The sequence below is a fragment of the Nocardia brasiliensis ATCC 700358 genome (assembly GCF_000250675.2).
Lineage (GTDB): Bacteria > Actinomycetota > Actinomycetes > Mycobacteriales > Mycobacteriaceae > Nocardia > Nocardia brasiliensis_B.
Window position 1 is genome coordinate 748,522 of the sequence record NC_018681.1, and the last position, 14,296, is coordinate 762,817.

The following is a 14,296-nucleotide window of genomic DNA, read 5'->3' on the forward strand; positions in this document are numbered from 1 at the left end:
CGTAAAAGCAAGACTGGCAGCGTGATACGGCAGTGCCGAGCTGCCTGCCACCGCCGGCGGCAGGCAAACCGCTCGCTCAGCCCTCCGCGTCGGGGTCCGGGGGCAGGACACCGGTGACCAAGAAGATGACCCGGCGACCGATTTCGACGGCGTGGTCGGCGAAGCGCTCGTAGTAGCGGCCGAGCAGGGTGACGTCGACGGCCGCGGCGACACCGTACTTCCAGTCGCGGTCCATCAGCAGCGTGAACAGGTGACGGTGCAGATCGTCCATCGCCTCGTCGTCCTCGTTGAGCTGCGCGGCGCGCTCCGGGTCGCGGGTCTCCAGCACCTCTTTGGCGCCCGCGCCCATATTGACCGCGATACGGCCCATTTCGGCGAAGTAGCCGTTGACCGCCTCGGGCAGTGCGTGATTCGGGTGCCGCCGCCGGGCCACCTTCGCCACATGCAGCGCCAGGGCACCCATCCGGTTGACGTCGGCCACGATCTGGATCGCGCTCACCACCTGGCGCAGATCGCCCGCGACGGGCGCCTGCAGGGCCAGCAGCGCGAACGCGCGCTCCTCCGCGTCCTGGATCAGCTCGGCGATCCGGTCGGACTCGGTGATCACCTGCTCTGCCAGAGCGAGGTCGGCCTGGAGCAGTGACTGGGTGGCCCGGTCCATGGCCGAGCCGGCCAGACCGGCCATCTCGCCCAGCAGCTGGGCGAGATCTGCCATTTGCTCGTTGTAGATGACACGCATGAAATCAGACATTAGTTCCCAGCGCTGTCCAAGTCACGAACGGTGGGTGAATGCCCGGTGCCGATGGCCCGTATCGGTGTTACCGCAGGTAGCGCACAACCCCTACTTGCAGGTCTCGTCCGCGGCGTTCACGTGTTCCAGATCGGACGGCAACGTGACCGGCGTCGCAGGCCCGGTGCTGACCGTCACGTCCGGGATCGGGTCGCCGACCGGCGTGGGCGCCTTGACCGTTCCGGTGAAGTCGCCGCCGATCACCACCTCGATGATGCCGCCGAGATCGGTCGCCGGTTCCAGCAGCGCGCCGGGGATGGTGCTGGCCACCGTGGCCGCCGCGGCCTCCTGCCCCGCGCCGAAGCGGACCTTGGAGGTGAGTTCGCTGCCGCCGGAGTAGTTGCCGGTGTTGAAGATCTGGAAGCCCTGGTTGCCGAGCTTCGTCGCGGCCCGCTGCGCGGCGCCCGATACGCCTGAGCCGTTGGACACCAGCAGCGAGGCGGTGCTCGGATCGACCGCGGTGAGCTTCGGCGGCGACGGCGGCGGGGTCGGGATCGACCCGGGGGCGGGCGTCACCTTTTTCTCGCCGGGCAGCGGCTGGTCGTCGCGGATCGCCTTGAAGATCGCCTTGATGTCCTGTTCGCGCGGGATCTCGTTGCCGTACGAGGTGGTGCCCGCGGTCGGAATGGTCAGAAAGGTGACCGTGCCCGCGTCCAGTTTCTGCAGCGAGCGGCCGAGCGTGAGCAGATCCGCGGGCTGCACCTTGTCGACCCAGGTGTGTTTGGTGAACGCCTGGATGAAGCTGTTCAGCTTGCCCGGATCGAAGAGCACCTTGCTCGACAGCGCGCCGCGCAGCAGCGAGGCCATGAAGCGCTGCTGCCGATTGATCCGGTCGTAGTCGCTGCGTTCCTCGCCGTAGACGTGCCTGGCGCGCACGTAGTTCAGTGCCGTCTGCCCGGTCACCATCTGCTTGCCCGGGTTCTCCAGCACGGTGCCGAGGACCTCGTCGTTGATCGGCTTCGGCGCGCACACCTCGACGCCGCCGATGGTGTCGACCATCGCCTCGAAGCCCGCGAAATCGATCGCGATGAAGTGATTGATCGCGCTGCCCGTCATCCGCTGGATCGTGGTGAACAGGCACTTGGGTCCGCCGAGCGCGTAGACCGCGTTCAGCTTGTCACCGATCGCCGAGGGGTAGACCTCGCTGGTGTACTGGACCTTTTCGTTGTCCCAGCCGTTGCACTGCGGCCGGGTCACGTCCAGGTCGCGGGGGAACGACACCACGACGACGCGCGACCGGTTCTTGGGGATGTTCACCAGCATGACGGTGTCCGCGCGGGAGCCTTCGGCATCGTCGAGCGTGCCCGCGCCGACCTGACTGTTCACACCCGCGCGGGTGTCGGTGCCGACGAGCAGATAGTTCTCGTCACCGAGCTGTGCGTTCGAGTCGACGACGTCCTCGGTGTTGTCGTCGATCGCCGAGATCTGGGTGAAGCTGTTGCCGGTGGAGCGCAGATAGCTCCAGCCGCCACCGGTGGTGAGCAGGCAGATCACCGCGAACACCACCAGGGTGCTGCGGCCTACGACGCGCAGCCGCTTGTTGCGACGTTGTTTGCTGGCGGCCAGCCGCGACAGCGGGGCCGCGCCGACCGATTTGGGTGGGGCGGCACCGTCTTCGCCGGTCTTCTTGCGCTTGGCCCGGGTGGGCTCGTCGAGCGGCGGGAGGATATCGGTGACCTCTTCGGCCGTCTCCGGCTTCGGCCGCGCCTTGGGTACGGCTCGGGTTTCCTCGGCCGGGCCGCGCCGATTCGGGGTGCGCGCTGCCGGAGTGCCCGCGATGTCCTGGGCGACCGGGGTGCTGCCGGTGCGCGGCGGCGGCGCGTCGGCGCGCCGGGTGGGTGGTTCGGCGGGGCGGCGTGGCGGCGGTTCGGCCGGTCGGCGGTTCGGCGGGGGAGCCACCACCTGCCTGCGGCCGGTGGTGTCCGGCGCACGCGGCGGCTCCTGGCGGCGTTGCGGTTCGGCGGGACGGCGGGGTGGCTCGGCCTGGCGCTGCACGGTCGGGTCCGCGGGCGGGGTGCGCCGATTGTCGGGGGCCGGTGCGGCGGGGGCCTGTGCGGGCCGCCGTCGGCGGCCGGTGCGCTCGTTGTCGACCTTCTCGACCAGATCCTGCACGGTGAGCGGGGCGGCGCCGGGATCGGCGGAGGCGTCGGTATGCCGGGATCGTCGCGAGGTCCGCGAACCGTCGCGTTCGGTGTCATCCGCCGTGGGATAGCGCTCCCACGGGGCGCGATCTCCGGGCCGTGGCGAACGCCCGTGCCGATCGTCACCCACCAACGAACCTCGCTTTTCGTCTACGTCGCCGCCTCGGGCCGTACTCGACCGGCTTGACCGATTCCGCAATGATAACGATTCCGCCACGGCGGGCCACCCGAGTGCGAAACAGGCTCCCCGTCGGGAGTATCACGATTTAGCCCGACCGGCCGGTCTTTGTCTACTTCCGTTGTGTCTCTTCGCTTGTCCGCAGCGGGATGCGCGTGGCCTCTCGCGGGTCTGCTCGCCCAGTTCAGGCGGGTTCAGCCACCGCTGTGCATCACGTCGGCGCCCTGCGGGACCGCGGGATCCGCCGGATCGTCCAACCAGCCATGCGGCAGCGCGACTTTGCCGGGGGAGCCCTGTCTACCGCGCGGCCCCTCGGCGTCCTTCGGGAACGGGGCCGTCGGATCGAGCTGGCCCACAAGGTCTTCCAGCTCGGTGAGCCGCGACACGGTGGCGAAGGCGCGGCGCAGGTCGGCGCCGACCGGGAAGCCCATCAGGTACCAGGCCATGTGCTTGCGCAGGTCGCGCATCGCTTTGTCCTCGCCGAGGTGTTCCGACAGCAGCGCACCGTGCCGGTACAGCACCTCGCCGACCCGGCCCAGGTTCGGCGCCGCAGGCAGCGGCTCGCCGCGCAGCGCGGCCTGCAGCTCCGCGAACAGCCACGGGCGGCCGAGGCAGCCGCGACCGACTACCACACCGTCGCAGCCGGTTTCGTCCATCATGCGCACGGCGTCGGCGGCGGAGAAGATATCGCCGTTGCCGAGCACCGGGATCGTGGTGACCGCTTCCTTCAGCCGGGCGATGGCCGTCCAGTCCGCCTGGCCGGAGTAGCGCTGTGCGGCGGTCCTGGCGTGCAGCGCAACCGCTTTCGCTCCCTCGGCCTCGGCGATCCGCCCGGCGTCCAGGTAGGTGAGGTGCTCGTCATCGATGCCGATCCGGAACTTCACCGTCACCGGCACGCCCGCCGGCTCGGCGGCACGCACCATGGCCTGCACGATCCGGCTGAACAGGGCGCGCTTGTACGGCAGCGCGGCCCCGCCGCCGAGCCGGGTGACCTTGGGCACCGGGCAGCCGAAGTTCATGTCGATGTGATCGGCCCAGCCTTCGCCGACGATGATCCGCACGGCCTCGCTGAGGGTGGCCGGGTCCACGCCGTAGAGCTGCATCGAGCGCGGCGACTCGTCCGCGTCGAAGGACATCATGTCCAGCGTCTTCTCGTTGCGCTCGACCACCGCCCTGGCGGTGATCATCTCGCAGACATAGATCGAGGTCGGGCTACCGAATTCGCGGCACAGCTTGCGGAACGCCAGATTCGTGATGCCCGCCATCGGCGCGAGCACCACCGCCGGATCGACCGGATACGGCCCGATCCGCAGTGCACTCGTCGCTTCGGTAGTCATCGTCACGCCGTCCAGTGTCTCATTTCCGCACGTGAGCGGCCTGGTCGGGTCGTTTTCGCTGCTCGGGCCGGGTGCTGCGGGCCCGCGCCCAGCGGTGGCGAGCGGCCGCGTACGCGGATTGTGCCGTATGTCACACCGGGTGCGCGCCCCGCCGGTTGCCGCCCGGCGGACGCGCACGCCCGATCAGCCGAGATCCGGCAGCCGGTCGGCCAGGTCGGCGAGTTCCCACGGCCCGCCCGTCTCGATCGTCGCGGCGGCGGTCCAGCCGGCGAGCACCGAGATGGCCCCGCCCTGAACCGCGAAGACCTTGCCGGTGATCGGGCACTTCTCCTGGGCGAGATAGGCGACGAGGGGTGAGATGTTCTCCGGCGCAAAGGCATCGAACTCGCCCGCGGGCACCTCCTCGGCGAACATCGCGCCCATACCCGGCGTGGCCAGGGTGAGCCGGGTGCGGGCGACGGGCGCGATCGCGTTGGCGCGCACGCCGTATCGCTCCAGCTCGAGCGCGGCGACCTGGGTCAACGCGGCGATGCCCGCCTTGGCCGCGCCGTAGTTGGCCTGGCCGGGGTTCGGCAGGAAGGTGCCCGAGGCCGAGGCGGTGTTGATCACGGAAGCGGCGACCGGCCGGCCCGCCTTCGACTCTGCCTTCCAATACGCGGCGGCGTGGTGCAGCACCGCGAAATGACCCTTCAGATGCACCGCGAGCACCGCGTCCCACTGCGTCTCGTCCATCGCGGCGATGAACGCGTCGCGCAGGATGCCCGCGTTGTTGACCAGGACGTCCACTCCGCCGAAGGTGGTGATCGCCTGGTCCACAAGGGCTTTCGCGCCCGACCAGTCGGCGACGCTCGCGGTGTCGGCGACGGCGCGACCGCCCGCCGCGACGATCTCGTCGACCACCTGTTGCGCGGGACCGGCGTCGGCGCCGATGCCCTCGTTGTCGCCGCCGAGGTCGTTGACCACGACGGCGGCGCCTTCCGCGGCCAGCAGCAGCGCGTGCGCGCGGCCGATGCCGCGGCCCGCGCCGGTGACGATCGCGACGCGTCCGTCCAGCGAACCCATGTCGTTCCTTTCGATGCGGGTGATCCGGTCAGGCGAGCAGGCCGGCGAGCTTGGTGAGCGAGGCGTCGAGTTCCCGGGTCGAGGCGCGTTCGATCGCCCCGCCGATCGCACCGACCATCATCTGGCTGATGAACTCGGCGTCGATGGTGACCAGAGAGTTGTTGTCGCCCTGGGGCGTCACGGTCAGCGTGAAGCTGATCTGCGCGCCCGCCATGCCGGTGCCGGAGAACTTCGTGGTGTTGGGGGCGTCGTAGTCGACGACGGTGAAGGTGATCGTGTTGGCCATCCCCATGATGGAGAGCACCTCGGTCATGGTCGCGCCCGCGGACAGCTGCGCGGGCGGCAGCTCTTTCCATTTGGTGTGCACTGTCAGCCACTGCTCGAAGCGGTGCGGGTCGGTCAGCACCGTCCACACCCGGTCCGGTGCGACGGGAAACTCCTTGGATACCTTGGCAAGTGCCATTGCGGGTACGTCCTTTCAGCGGTCGGCAGGCCGGTAGGCGGTGACGATGGCGGCGCCGCCGAGGCCGATGTTGTGTGCGAGAGCGACTTTCGCGCCCGCGACCTGTCTGGCCGCCGCGTCGCCGCGCAGCTGCCAGGTGAGTTCGGCGCATTGCGCGAGTCCGGTGGCGCCGAGCGGATGGCCCTTGGAGATGAGGCCACCTGAGGGATTGACCACCCAGCGACCGCCGTAGGTCGTGTCCGCGGCGTCCACCAGCTTGTGCCCCTCGCCCTCACCGCACAGGCCGAGCGCCTCGTAGGTGAGCAACTCGTTGGGCGAGAAGCAGTCGTGCAACTCGATCACGTCGAGATCGTCGGGTCCGATATCGGCCTGCGCGTAGACCTTTCGGGCTGCGGCGGCGGTCATGTCGACGCCGACCAGCGACCGTGCCGTCTTCGTGGCGAAGCTGGATTCGAGGTCGGTCACCATGGCCTGCCCGACGATCTCGACCGCGCGGGCGCCGAGATCGTGCTCCTCGACGAAGCGTTCGCTCGCGAGCACCGCCGCGCCGGAACCGTCGGAGGTCGGCGAGCACTGCAATCTGGTCAGCCCGAGCGGCTCGTAAACCATCTTGGCCGCGGTGATCTCGTCGAGCGTGTACGCGTTCTGGAACTGCGCGTACGGGTTGTTCGCGGAGTGCCGGTGGTTCTTCTCCGCGATCTTCGCGAAATGCGTTCGGGTGGAGCCGTATCGCTCCATGTGTTCGACGCCGGCCGCGCCGAACATCCACGGTGCCACCGGCAGCGCGAAGTCCCGCAGCTGCGCCAGCGCCTCGATGTGGCGCAGCAGCGGCTGTTCCCGATCGGTGAAACCCGCCTCCAGCGAACCCGATTGCATCTTCTCGAAGCCGAGCGCCATGGCGCAGTCGGCCTCGCCGCCGCGAATCGCCTTGGCCGCCAAGAAGAGCGCCGAGGAACCGGTGGAGCAGTTGTTGTTCACGTTGACCACCGGCAGGCCGGTCAGCCCGAGCTCGTAGATGGCGCGCTGTCCGCTGGTCGAGTCGCCGTAGACGTAGCCGACGTACGCCTCGGCCACTTGGTCGTAGCGAATGCCCGCATCCGCCAGCGCGTGCTCGCCCGCCTCCCGCGCCATCGCCGGGTAGTCCCACCCTTCGCGGCGGCCCGGCTTCTCGAACTTCGTCATGCCGACACCGATGACGAAGACTCTGTTGGTCATGTCGTTTCCTCTTGTGCGTGCGCGAATTCGGCGAGCCCGTCCTGGATGACGAACTTGCCGCTGTCGGATCGGGTTTCGAAGACGTAGCGGCCGCGACCGGCCGACCAGGCCGAGGTGCTGATGGTCTGGCCGGGCTGGGCAGGCGAACTCAGGCGCACCGCAAGTCTTTTCAGCCGGGCCGGAGCCTCCGGGCTGATCCGGGTGAGCAACGCGTGCGAGACGAACGCGATGGTGCACAGGCCGTGCACGATGATGCCCGGCAGGCCCATCGCCTTGGCGAAATCGTCGTCGAGGTGAATCGGCATCGGATCGCCCGCGGCCTCGGCGTAGCGGAAGGTCTGGTCGGCGTCGAAGGTCTGCGCCGCGGTCCAGTCCGGCGCCCGGGTGCGTAACCGCTCGTCGAAGGCGTGCGCCGGGCTCGGCTCGCCGCGGCGCCCGTCGAACGTGCCGCCGCGGAAGAATGCGACGAAATACTGCTCGTTGACGAGGTCGCCGCGGTCGACGCTGTGCGTCTCGAGGTGCGCGGTGACGACCACCCCCGACGCCTTGCCCTCGATCCCGATCGGCCGTGCCCGCACCGCCAGCGTCTCACCCGGCTCGATCGGCCGATGGAAGCGGAAATCGTGCTCGCCGTGCAGGATCTGCAGCATCAGCTCGTCCGGCACCACCGACATCGCGGCATCGGCCATCAGCGCGGTGACGGGCACCACGGCGAAGACCGGTGGCGCGGATATCCCCGCGATGTGGTCGGCGATCGGATCGTTGGTCGCGGCGGCATAGGCGATGGCGCGCTCTCGGGTCACCTCGAAGGTGTCGGTCGCGCACCAGCTACCGAGCCGCTCGAGGTCGAAATCCGTCCCGTCCGTCTGCTGTCCCTGCATTCGGCCTCCTGGTCGTTGCTCGACAACCCACGCTAGGAACCCGGGCGCGTGGCCGGGATGACCGTGCTGCGCGCGTTCTGTGACCGCCGCGCTCAGCGCATCCGGCCTGGTAGGTTCGCTTCGACCGGTGACGCAGGAGGTAGGGGTGACGGCCAGGACGGTGCCGATCGACTTCGTGCGGGCCGCCGTCGTCACCGCCGCCCGGCAGGAGGTCGACTTCGAGCAATTGCTCGGCAGCGTGGGGGTGGCGCCGGAGTTGCTCGCCCAGGATCGCGCCCGGGTGACCGTCGATCAGATGGCCACCACCGTGCGTGAACTCTGGCGGATCAGCGACGACGAATTGTTCGGTCTCGGTCCGGCGCCGCTACCGCGCGGATCCATTCGGTTGGTCGGCTTCGGGCTGATCGGTTGCGCGGATCTCGGGGCGGCGATCGAGCGGTTCTTCGAATATCGGCGCCTGCTGCCCGGTCTGCCGCCGATGACGATGACCACCACCGACGCGAACACCCGCTTCACCCCCGACACCCGGGAGGTGGCCGAGGGCAACGAGTTACTGACTACGTTCCTGCTCGCCGGGGTGCACCGGACGATCGCCTGGGGCATCGGCCGCCGAGTTCCGTTGCGGCAGGTCGAGTTCCCCTATCCGCGGCCACGCAACCTCGACGACTATGCCCTCGTCTTCGACGCCCCGCTCGTTTTCGACGCGCCCATCGCGGCGCTCACCTTCGCCAGTGACCTGCTTGCGGCGCCGATCACCCGCACCGAGGACGAGCTGATCGCCTGGACCCGCAACGCGCCCACCGACGTGCTCTCCCGCCGCGAATACGGCAGTTCACTCGCCGAGCAGGTGCGCAAGATTCTCGCCCGCGGGCTGCGCGGTGACCGCGACGCGGGCGAGCGCTGGCCGAGCGCCGACGAGGTGGCCAAGCGGCTTGCGATGAGCCCACAGACGGTGCGCCGCAAGCTCGCTGAGCAAGCCACCTCGATCACCCAGATCCGTGAGGACATCCTGCGTGACGCCGCGGTGGCGAGCCTGGTGCGGGGCGAGGAGACGGTGGAGGCGCTGTCGGCCCGGCTCGGCTTCTCCGAACCCAGCGCCTTCCGGCGCGCGTTCCGCCGCTGGACCGGCAGCCCGCCCGGCTCCTACCGTGGCGCCGCCGAACAACGCTGAACGGTTGCGGGACAGCTGTTCTCGCGGTCCGGCAAACGCTACTGACCGCGCAGCCGACGGTGGTAGCGCTCCCTGATCACCGGGTCGGGCTGCGCGTAAGCCGTTGTCGCCCCGGTGATTCGCGCGACGACCAGCTGGGCGCGATAGGGCAGCAATTGCGCGGTCTTGATGATCGCGGCCAACCTGCGCGGCACCGTCACCAGCGGCTTCTCCTTCGCCACCGTGCGCACGATCGCCTGTGCGACATCGGCGGGGTCCACCGTGGTCATCGGCTCGATCCAGTTCGGCATGTTCGCGCCCGCGGACAGTTCGGTGCGCACGATGCCCGGCAGCACCGCCGAGACGTGCACGCCGTGCTCCTTCATCTCCAGGTGCAGGGCCGCGGTGAAACCCACCACGGCGTGCTTGGTCGCGCAGTAGGTGGCCAGTCCGGGAAAGCCCTGGGTCCCGGCCAGCGACGCGATATTGATGAGATGGCCGCTGCCGCGCGCCAGGAAACGCCGGGTGGCCAGCCGGGATCCGTGGATCACGCCGCGCAGGTTGATGTCGAGGATCCGATCCGTCATCGCCTCGTCCTCGTCGGCGAACAGTCCGGTCGGCATGATGCCCGCATTGTTGACCAGCACATCCAACGGCCCGAGCGCCTTTTCGAGCGTGTCTAGGAATGCGGCGAACGACTCGCGGTCGGTGACGTTCAACGGCAGGCCGACGATCGTGGCGCCCGGATCGGCGCCGAGTTCGGCGGCGGTCTTGGCGACCAGCTCCACGTCGATATCGCCGATCGCCACCGCGGCGCCCGCACCGAGAAACGCCTCCGCGGTGGCCCGGCCGATGCCGCGGGCGCCGCCGGTGATCGCGACGACCTTTCCGGCGAGCGAGACCTCGCCCTTCGGTGCACTGGTCATGTTCCCGGCCTTCCTCTTTCGTGAACGTTCGAGCACGCACCGGCCTGCGCACGCCCGGAGCGAAGGTACGGTGCGCTGTTCTCAGTGTCGGTCTTTTCCGGCCTGCCGGTCGGCGGATTCGTTCGATCACGGTGCGGCGGACCAGTGCTCGCGGCGGGGCGCGCGCAAGTCCGAGCCGGTGCCGGGCAGGCAGCGAAATCATCGGGTGGTCGCGGATATCGCCTGCCGAAAAACTGCGAGCGAGCGACCGCCATTTCCGCCGATTAGTCGACCGGTGCGGCGCATCGAATACCACCGCGGGGCCTGTGTAACTACCGCGTGGGTTTCTGACCAGGGGAATGTCACAACGCGAATGCAGGTCGCGCGGAAACCGCCGGGTATGTGCGCCACCGGGAATGTCGGCCGGGCCGCGCGGAGAATGTTCGACGCAATAAACCTTCGAACTAGATAAATGCGGTGCGCGGAGTTAGCCGGACAAAAGCGCGCCGCCGCCCGGAATCCGGGCGGCGGCGTGAGATCTGTTGCGCTGGATCAGCTGGCGGTGCTTGCCATCTGGCGCTCGGCCTTCGCGGCCTCGCGGGCCAGCATGCGGTCGCGCTGTTCCTCGAACTTCAGCACGTCCTTGCCGAGCTTGTCCAGGAACAGGCCCAGCCGCTCGCGGACCGCCTCACCGCGCGCGGTGAAGTCGGTGCGGTCGAAGATGTTCCACTTCTTCAGTACCGGCTGCACCACCTCTTCGAGGTGCTGGCGCAGGTCGTAGATGCCGTGCTTGGCCATCAGGACGCCGTTGCGGCGGAAGTTCGGCATACCGGCGCCGGGCATCTGGAAGTTCTCCAGGATCAACGTGATCGCCTCGATCGCCTGATCCGGCGACAGGTCCAGGGCGGCGCCGCACATGTTGCGGTAGAAGATCATGTGCAGGTTCTCGTCGGCCGCGACGCGCTGCAGCATGCGGTCGGCGATCGGGTCGTCGCAGACCTTGCCGGTGTTGCGGTGGCTCACTCGGGTGGCCAGTTCCTGGAAGGTCACGTACGCGACCGAGTGCAGGAAGCCCGCGTCGGCCTCGGTGGGGGAGGCGAAGCCGTTGGTCATGTGGATCATTCGCGCTTCTTCGAGCGCGACCGGGTCGACGCCGCGGGTGACCACCAGGTAGTCCCGCATCACGATGCCGTGCCGGTTCTCCTCGGCGGTCCACCGGCCGACCCAGGTGCCCCACGCGCCGTCCTGCGAGAAGTTCTCGGCGATCTCGCGATGGTACGACGGAAGGTTGTCTTCGGTCAGCAGATTGGTGATCATGGCCGCCTTCGCGACCTCGTTCAGCCGGGACTGCTCCGGATCCCAGTCGATACCCCCGAGTGCGGCGAAATTGCGGCCTTCATCCCACGGGACGTAGTCGTGCGGATGCCATTCCTTTGCCAGGGAGAGGTGCCGGTTGACGTTCTCTTCGGCAACCGGCTCCAACTCCGTCAGAAGCTCGAGTTGAGTCAGATCCCTTGCCATGTATGAACCCTTCAGTCTGTGCGTCCGGTCGTGCAGGTCATCCCCCCAAGGTAGACCGATGCCGTGCGGCCATACCTTACGGCACCGTAGGTGTGATGCGAAACGCATCCGAATGCCTGTTGACGCCCCGTGATGCACGTCATACGCCATCGTCGGCGTTCGGTGGCCACCTCCGAGTGTATGGCGTCGGCCCGCAGCGAGGGGATTATCGCCGCGGGCCGACCGGTGTTAGCGCGGCGTGCTGCATCGCACACGCCGTCGCGTCGCGCATGCGCCGAGTGGTCAGCGCTTTCCGCCGAACAGGCCACCGAGCACGTTGCCCAGTGCGCCGCCGGCATTCTTGGCCAGCGCCTCGCCGATCGCGCCGCCGATGCCGCCGCTCTTGCCGCTGCCGCCGAGCAGGCCGCCGAGGATGTCCCCGATACCGCCGTTGCCGGCCTGGGTCTGCTGCTGCGGCGCCGCGGCACCGCCGCCGCCGGTCATCTGCTTGGCCAGATACGCGAGCACGATCGGAGCGAGGATCGGCATCAGCTTGGCGATCAGGTCGTTGCCGCCGGTGCCCTCGGTCGCGCCGAGCGCGCTGATCACCGTGTTCTTCTCGGTGCCGAAGACGTTCTCGACGATCTTCGAGCCGTCGTTCACGTCGACCTTGTCGATGTCGACCGTGCCCTCGCCCTCGACGAGTTCCCCGTGGTTGTCCAGCGCGTCGACCAGGGACGCCGCGCCTTCGGGTTTGGTCGCGTTCGCCTGCAGTCCGCCGAGCAGCGTCGGCAGGGCCGCGCTGACCGCCGCTGTCGCGGTGTTCTGGTCGACGCCGAGCTTCTCGGCGATCTGGGCGATAGGTACCTGGGAGAGCAAATCATCGAAGGAAGTCATCGGCTCCGCCTTGTCGAGGGACGACCCGGGTTTGTCCGGGTCGCGCTCACAGTAAGGGACGGCTCGAGGCGAGTGGGGTGTATCCGCGCCGGGCGCGTTGGTCACACCCGTGCCGGGTCCACAGACGAGAGCGGGCGCCCGGTGTGACCGGGCGCCCGACGTGTGCCCCCAGTAGGGCTCGAACCTACGACCTGCGGATTAAAAGTCCGTAGCTCTACCAACTGAGCTATAGGGGCGCGGTGGGCAGTGTAGTAGGCGCGGCGCGGAAGGCCCAAATGGGGGAGCGGGGCGCGTGGCGGGTGTGCGAAGCCGCCCGATCGCGGGCGCGGGACAGTAGTGGCGACCGGATGCCGAGAGCTGTTGCGGCGCCGAGTAACGCGCGGAGCTCGGCGGGCGATCTCGGCGGTAAACATTTGGCACCCAACTTTGTTCATTGTGGCCGGAATTGGCTACCATCCAATCATGTTGGCTAGCAATGTCTTTGGATTTGCCGGGGGTGCATGCCCCGAGCCCGTCGGGGCCGGCCCGGATGGTGAGCGGGTGGGCCGCGGGTGCCCGCCGGTGTTCCGGCCGGCCGGTCCACGCGGGTGAACGTTGCTGCGACGCTGGCGAATTGGGCGACCATGCGCCGCCCCGCTCCAGGTTGCACGATGTTTGCTGTAACAGTAAACCTGAGTAGTTGGTTACCTGACTCGTCGGTTTGCCGCGTGTCGGATGGGGTTTCCGGGTACGGTGACAACTTGATGAATTCCGGAAGAATCGCCGGCCTGTTCGGGGATTCGGAATTCGACTTATCGCTGATGTGCCCGAATCTGTCGCGACCGGTCCGGCCGATCGTGGCTTCCCTGGAGACGACGCCGCAGGAGGCAGATCCGAGACGAAGAAATGCCCGGGTGCGCACCCCCTGCAGCGCACCCGGGCAGGAAAACTATACCAGCTGGTGTGTTTCAGGTTTTTCGCAAGTTTTCGTACCGAAAGTTTGAAACTGGGCGAAAACCCGGTTTGAAGTATTGATAAAACTCATAACTTCGCGCCAAGGGCCCGTTCCTTTGGGGGTGGCTGTTTGGCGGCGAGTAGGCTTCGGAGGCGTTTCGAGCATGGCACGGCAGCAAGAGCGGGCCCGCCGGACACGTGCGGCGATTATCAGGTCCGCCGCCGTTGAGTTCGGGAAGAGCGGCTATGCCGCTGCATCGCTCAACCGCATATTGGAAGGGTCGCGTGCCACCAAGGGCGCCATGTACTTCCATTTCGATTCCAAGGAAGATCTCGCGCGCGCGGTCCTCGAGACGGCGGTCGAGCGCTACCGCGCCTCGGCCGAGCGCTGGCTCGCGCGAACAGATCTCGGACCCCTCGACATCCTGCACGGCATGATCGACGAGATGGCATTGCGGCTCGAGCACGACATCATCGTGCAGGCCGAATACCGGTTGATCATCGAACCCGACTTCTATCGGGACGTGCAATCCGGCGGCGGGCGAATACTCGGGCGCGCCACCCGCGCGCTCGCCGTCCGCGCCATCGACCAAGGACAACTACGGCCCGGCGCCGACGCCGATCGGTTCACCCGAACCCTCGTCGCCGCCCTGGCCGGCCAGCGCTACCTGGTCGACGCCCACGGCACCGGGATCGACCTGCGGACCCGATTCGAGGAAGCGCTCGAAGTGGTCATCGAGTCCATGGCCACCCCCGAATGGGCCGAGAAGTTCCGCAACGACGGCTGGCGCACCCAAGCCCGCCTCGAAGAGCTCAGTTTGGGGCTTTGACCAGCCGGTTTGGT

General features: G+C 68.3%; 12 protein-coding genes and 1 tRNA gene. 2 read left to right on the forward strand and 11 right to left on the reverse strand.

Annotated elements, in window-relative coordinates:
• Positions 1–76: 76 nt before the first annotated feature.
• The 7 genes from phoU to O3I_RS03450 all read right to left on the reverse strand — a co-directional run bounded on the left by phoU (position 77) and on the right by O3I_RS03450 (position 8,067).
• On the reverse strand, positions 77–739 hold the full coding sequence (gene phoU, locus O3I_RS03420; protein ID WP_014981499.1) for a phosphate signaling complex protein PhoU: 663 nt from the start codon (positions 737–739) through the stop codon (positions 77–79).
• A 102-nt stretch (positions 740–841) separates the two neighbouring features.
• Positions 842–3,061 (reverse strand): LCP family protein, encoded by a 2,220-nt coding sequence (locus tag O3I_RS03425; protein ID WP_014981500.1) that lies wholly within the window; start codon positions 3,059–3,061, stop codon positions 842–844.
• A 242-nt stretch (positions 3,062–3,303) separates the two neighbouring features.
• Positions 3,304–4,446 carry a tRNA dihydrouridine synthase DusB gene (gene dusB / locus O3I_RS03430; protein ID WP_014981501.1) on the reverse strand — a complete coding sequence of 381 codons (1,143 nt, stop codon included), beginning with the start codon at positions 4,444–4,446 and terminating at the stop codon, positions 3,304–3,306.
• 183 nt (positions 4,447–4,629) lie between these two features.
• A complete protein-coding gene (locus O3I_RS03435) occupies positions 4,630–5,508 on the reverse strand; it encodes an SDR family oxidoreductase (protein ID WP_014981502.1) in 879 nt (292 codons plus the stop codon).
• A 28-nt stretch (positions 5,509–5,536) separates the two neighbouring features.
• Entirely contained in the window at positions 5,537–5,971 is a 435-nt protein-coding gene (locus O3I_RS03440) for a type II toxin-antitoxin system Rv0910 family toxin (protein ID WP_014981503.1), read from the reverse strand.
• A gap of 15 nt (positions 5,972–5,986) precedes the next feature.
• Positions 5,987–7,186, reverse strand: coding sequence for a lipid-transfer protein (locus O3I_RS03445; RefSeq protein ID WP_014981504.1), 1,200 nt, complete (start codon positions 7,184–7,186; stop codon positions 5,987–5,989).
• Positions 7,183–8,067: a MaoC/PaaZ C-terminal domain-containing protein gene (locus O3I_RS03450; RefSeq protein WP_014981505.1), complete on the reverse strand. Its 885-nt coding sequence runs from the start codon at positions 8,065–8,067 to the stop codon at positions 7,183–7,185. Before O3I_RS03450 ends, O3I_RS03445 begins: the two co-directional genes overlap by 4 nt.
• A gap of 127 nt (positions 8,068–8,194) precedes the next feature.
• Here O3I_RS03450 and O3I_RS03455 point away from each other — a divergent pair, with 127 nt between their 5' ends.
• A complete protein-coding gene (locus O3I_RS03455) occupies positions 8,195–9,238 on the forward strand; it encodes an AraC family transcriptional regulator (RefSeq protein WP_167829098.1) in 1,044 nt (347 codons plus the stop codon).
• A 38-nt stretch (positions 9,239–9,276) separates the two neighbouring features.
• Here the strand turns inward: O3I_RS03455 and O3I_RS03460 are convergent, their stop codons facing one another.
• The 4 genes from O3I_RS03460 to O3I_RS03475 all read right to left on the reverse strand — a co-directional run bounded on the left by O3I_RS03460 (position 9,277) and on the right by O3I_RS03475 (position 12,755).
• The gene (locus O3I_RS03460) at positions 9,277–10,143 is read right to left on the reverse strand and encodes an SDR family oxidoreductase (protein ID WP_014981507.1); all 867 of its coding nucleotides are present in this window, start codon (positions 10,141–10,143) and stop codon (positions 9,277–9,279) included.
• A 531-nt stretch (positions 10,144–10,674) separates the two neighbouring features.
• Positions 10,675–11,643, reverse strand: a complete 969-nt coding sequence (locus O3I_RS03465) for an acyl-ACP desaturase (protein ID WP_014981508.1) — start codon at positions 11,641–11,643, stop codon at positions 10,675–10,677.
• Between the two features lie 282 nt (positions 11,644–11,925).
• Complete coding sequence (locus O3I_RS03470) at positions 11,926–12,519, reverse strand: DUF937 domain-containing protein (RefSeq protein WP_014981509.1); 594 nt, start codon at positions 12,517–12,519, stop codon at positions 11,926–11,928.
• Positions 12,520–12,682: 163 nt separating this feature from the next.
• Positions 12,683–12,755: transfer RNA gene (locus tag O3I_RS03475), tRNA-Lys, on the reverse strand.
• A gap of 861 nt (positions 12,756–13,616) precedes the next feature.
• Between O3I_RS03475 and O3I_RS03480 the strand changes: the two genes are divergently transcribed.
• Positions 13,617–14,282, forward strand: a complete 666-nt coding sequence (locus tag O3I_RS03480; protein ID WP_041562388.1) for a TetR/AcrR family transcriptional regulator — start codon at positions 13,617–13,619, stop codon at positions 14,280–14,282.
• Positions 14,283–14,296 lie beyond the last annotated feature (14 nt).

Coding starts and splice junctions, on each gene's coding strand:
- O3I_RS03480 (WP_041562388.1), top strand. CDS start 13,617: ATGGCACGGCAGCAAGAGCGGGCCCGCCGGACACGTGCGGCGATTATC.
- phoU (WP_014981499.1), bottom strand. CDS start 739: ATGCGTGTCATCTACAACGAGCAAATGGCAGATCTCGCCCAGCTGCTG.
- O3I_RS03450 (WP_014981505.1), bottom strand. CDS start 8,067: ATGCAGGGACAGCAGACGGACGGGACGGATTTCGACCTCGAGCGGCTC.
- O3I_RS03435 (WP_014981502.1), bottom strand. CDS start 5,508: ATGGGTTCGCTGGACGGACGCGTCGCGATCGTCACCGGCGCGGGCCGC.
- O3I_RS03460 (WP_014981507.1), bottom strand. CDS start 10,143: ATGACCAGTGCACCGAAGGGCGAGGTCTCGCTCGCCGGAAAGGTCGTC.
- dusB (WP_014981501.1), bottom strand. CDS start 4,446: ATGACTACCGAAGCGACGAGTGCACTGCGGATCGGGCCGTATCCGGTC.
- O3I_RS03470 (WP_014981509.1), bottom strand. CDS start 12,519: ATGACTTCCTTCGATGATTTGCTCTCCCAGGTACCTATCGCCCAGATC.
- O3I_RS03440 (WP_014981503.1), bottom strand. CDS start 5,971: ATGGCACTTGCCAAGGTATCCAAGGAGTTTCCCGTCGCACCGGACCGG.
- O3I_RS03445 (WP_014981504.1), bottom strand. CDS start 7,186: ATGACCAACAGAGTCTTCGTCATCGGTGTCGGCATGACGAAGTTCGAG.
- O3I_RS03465 (WP_014981508.1), bottom strand. CDS start 11,643: ATGGCAAGGGATCTGACTCAACTCGAGCTTCTGACGGAGTTGGAGCCG.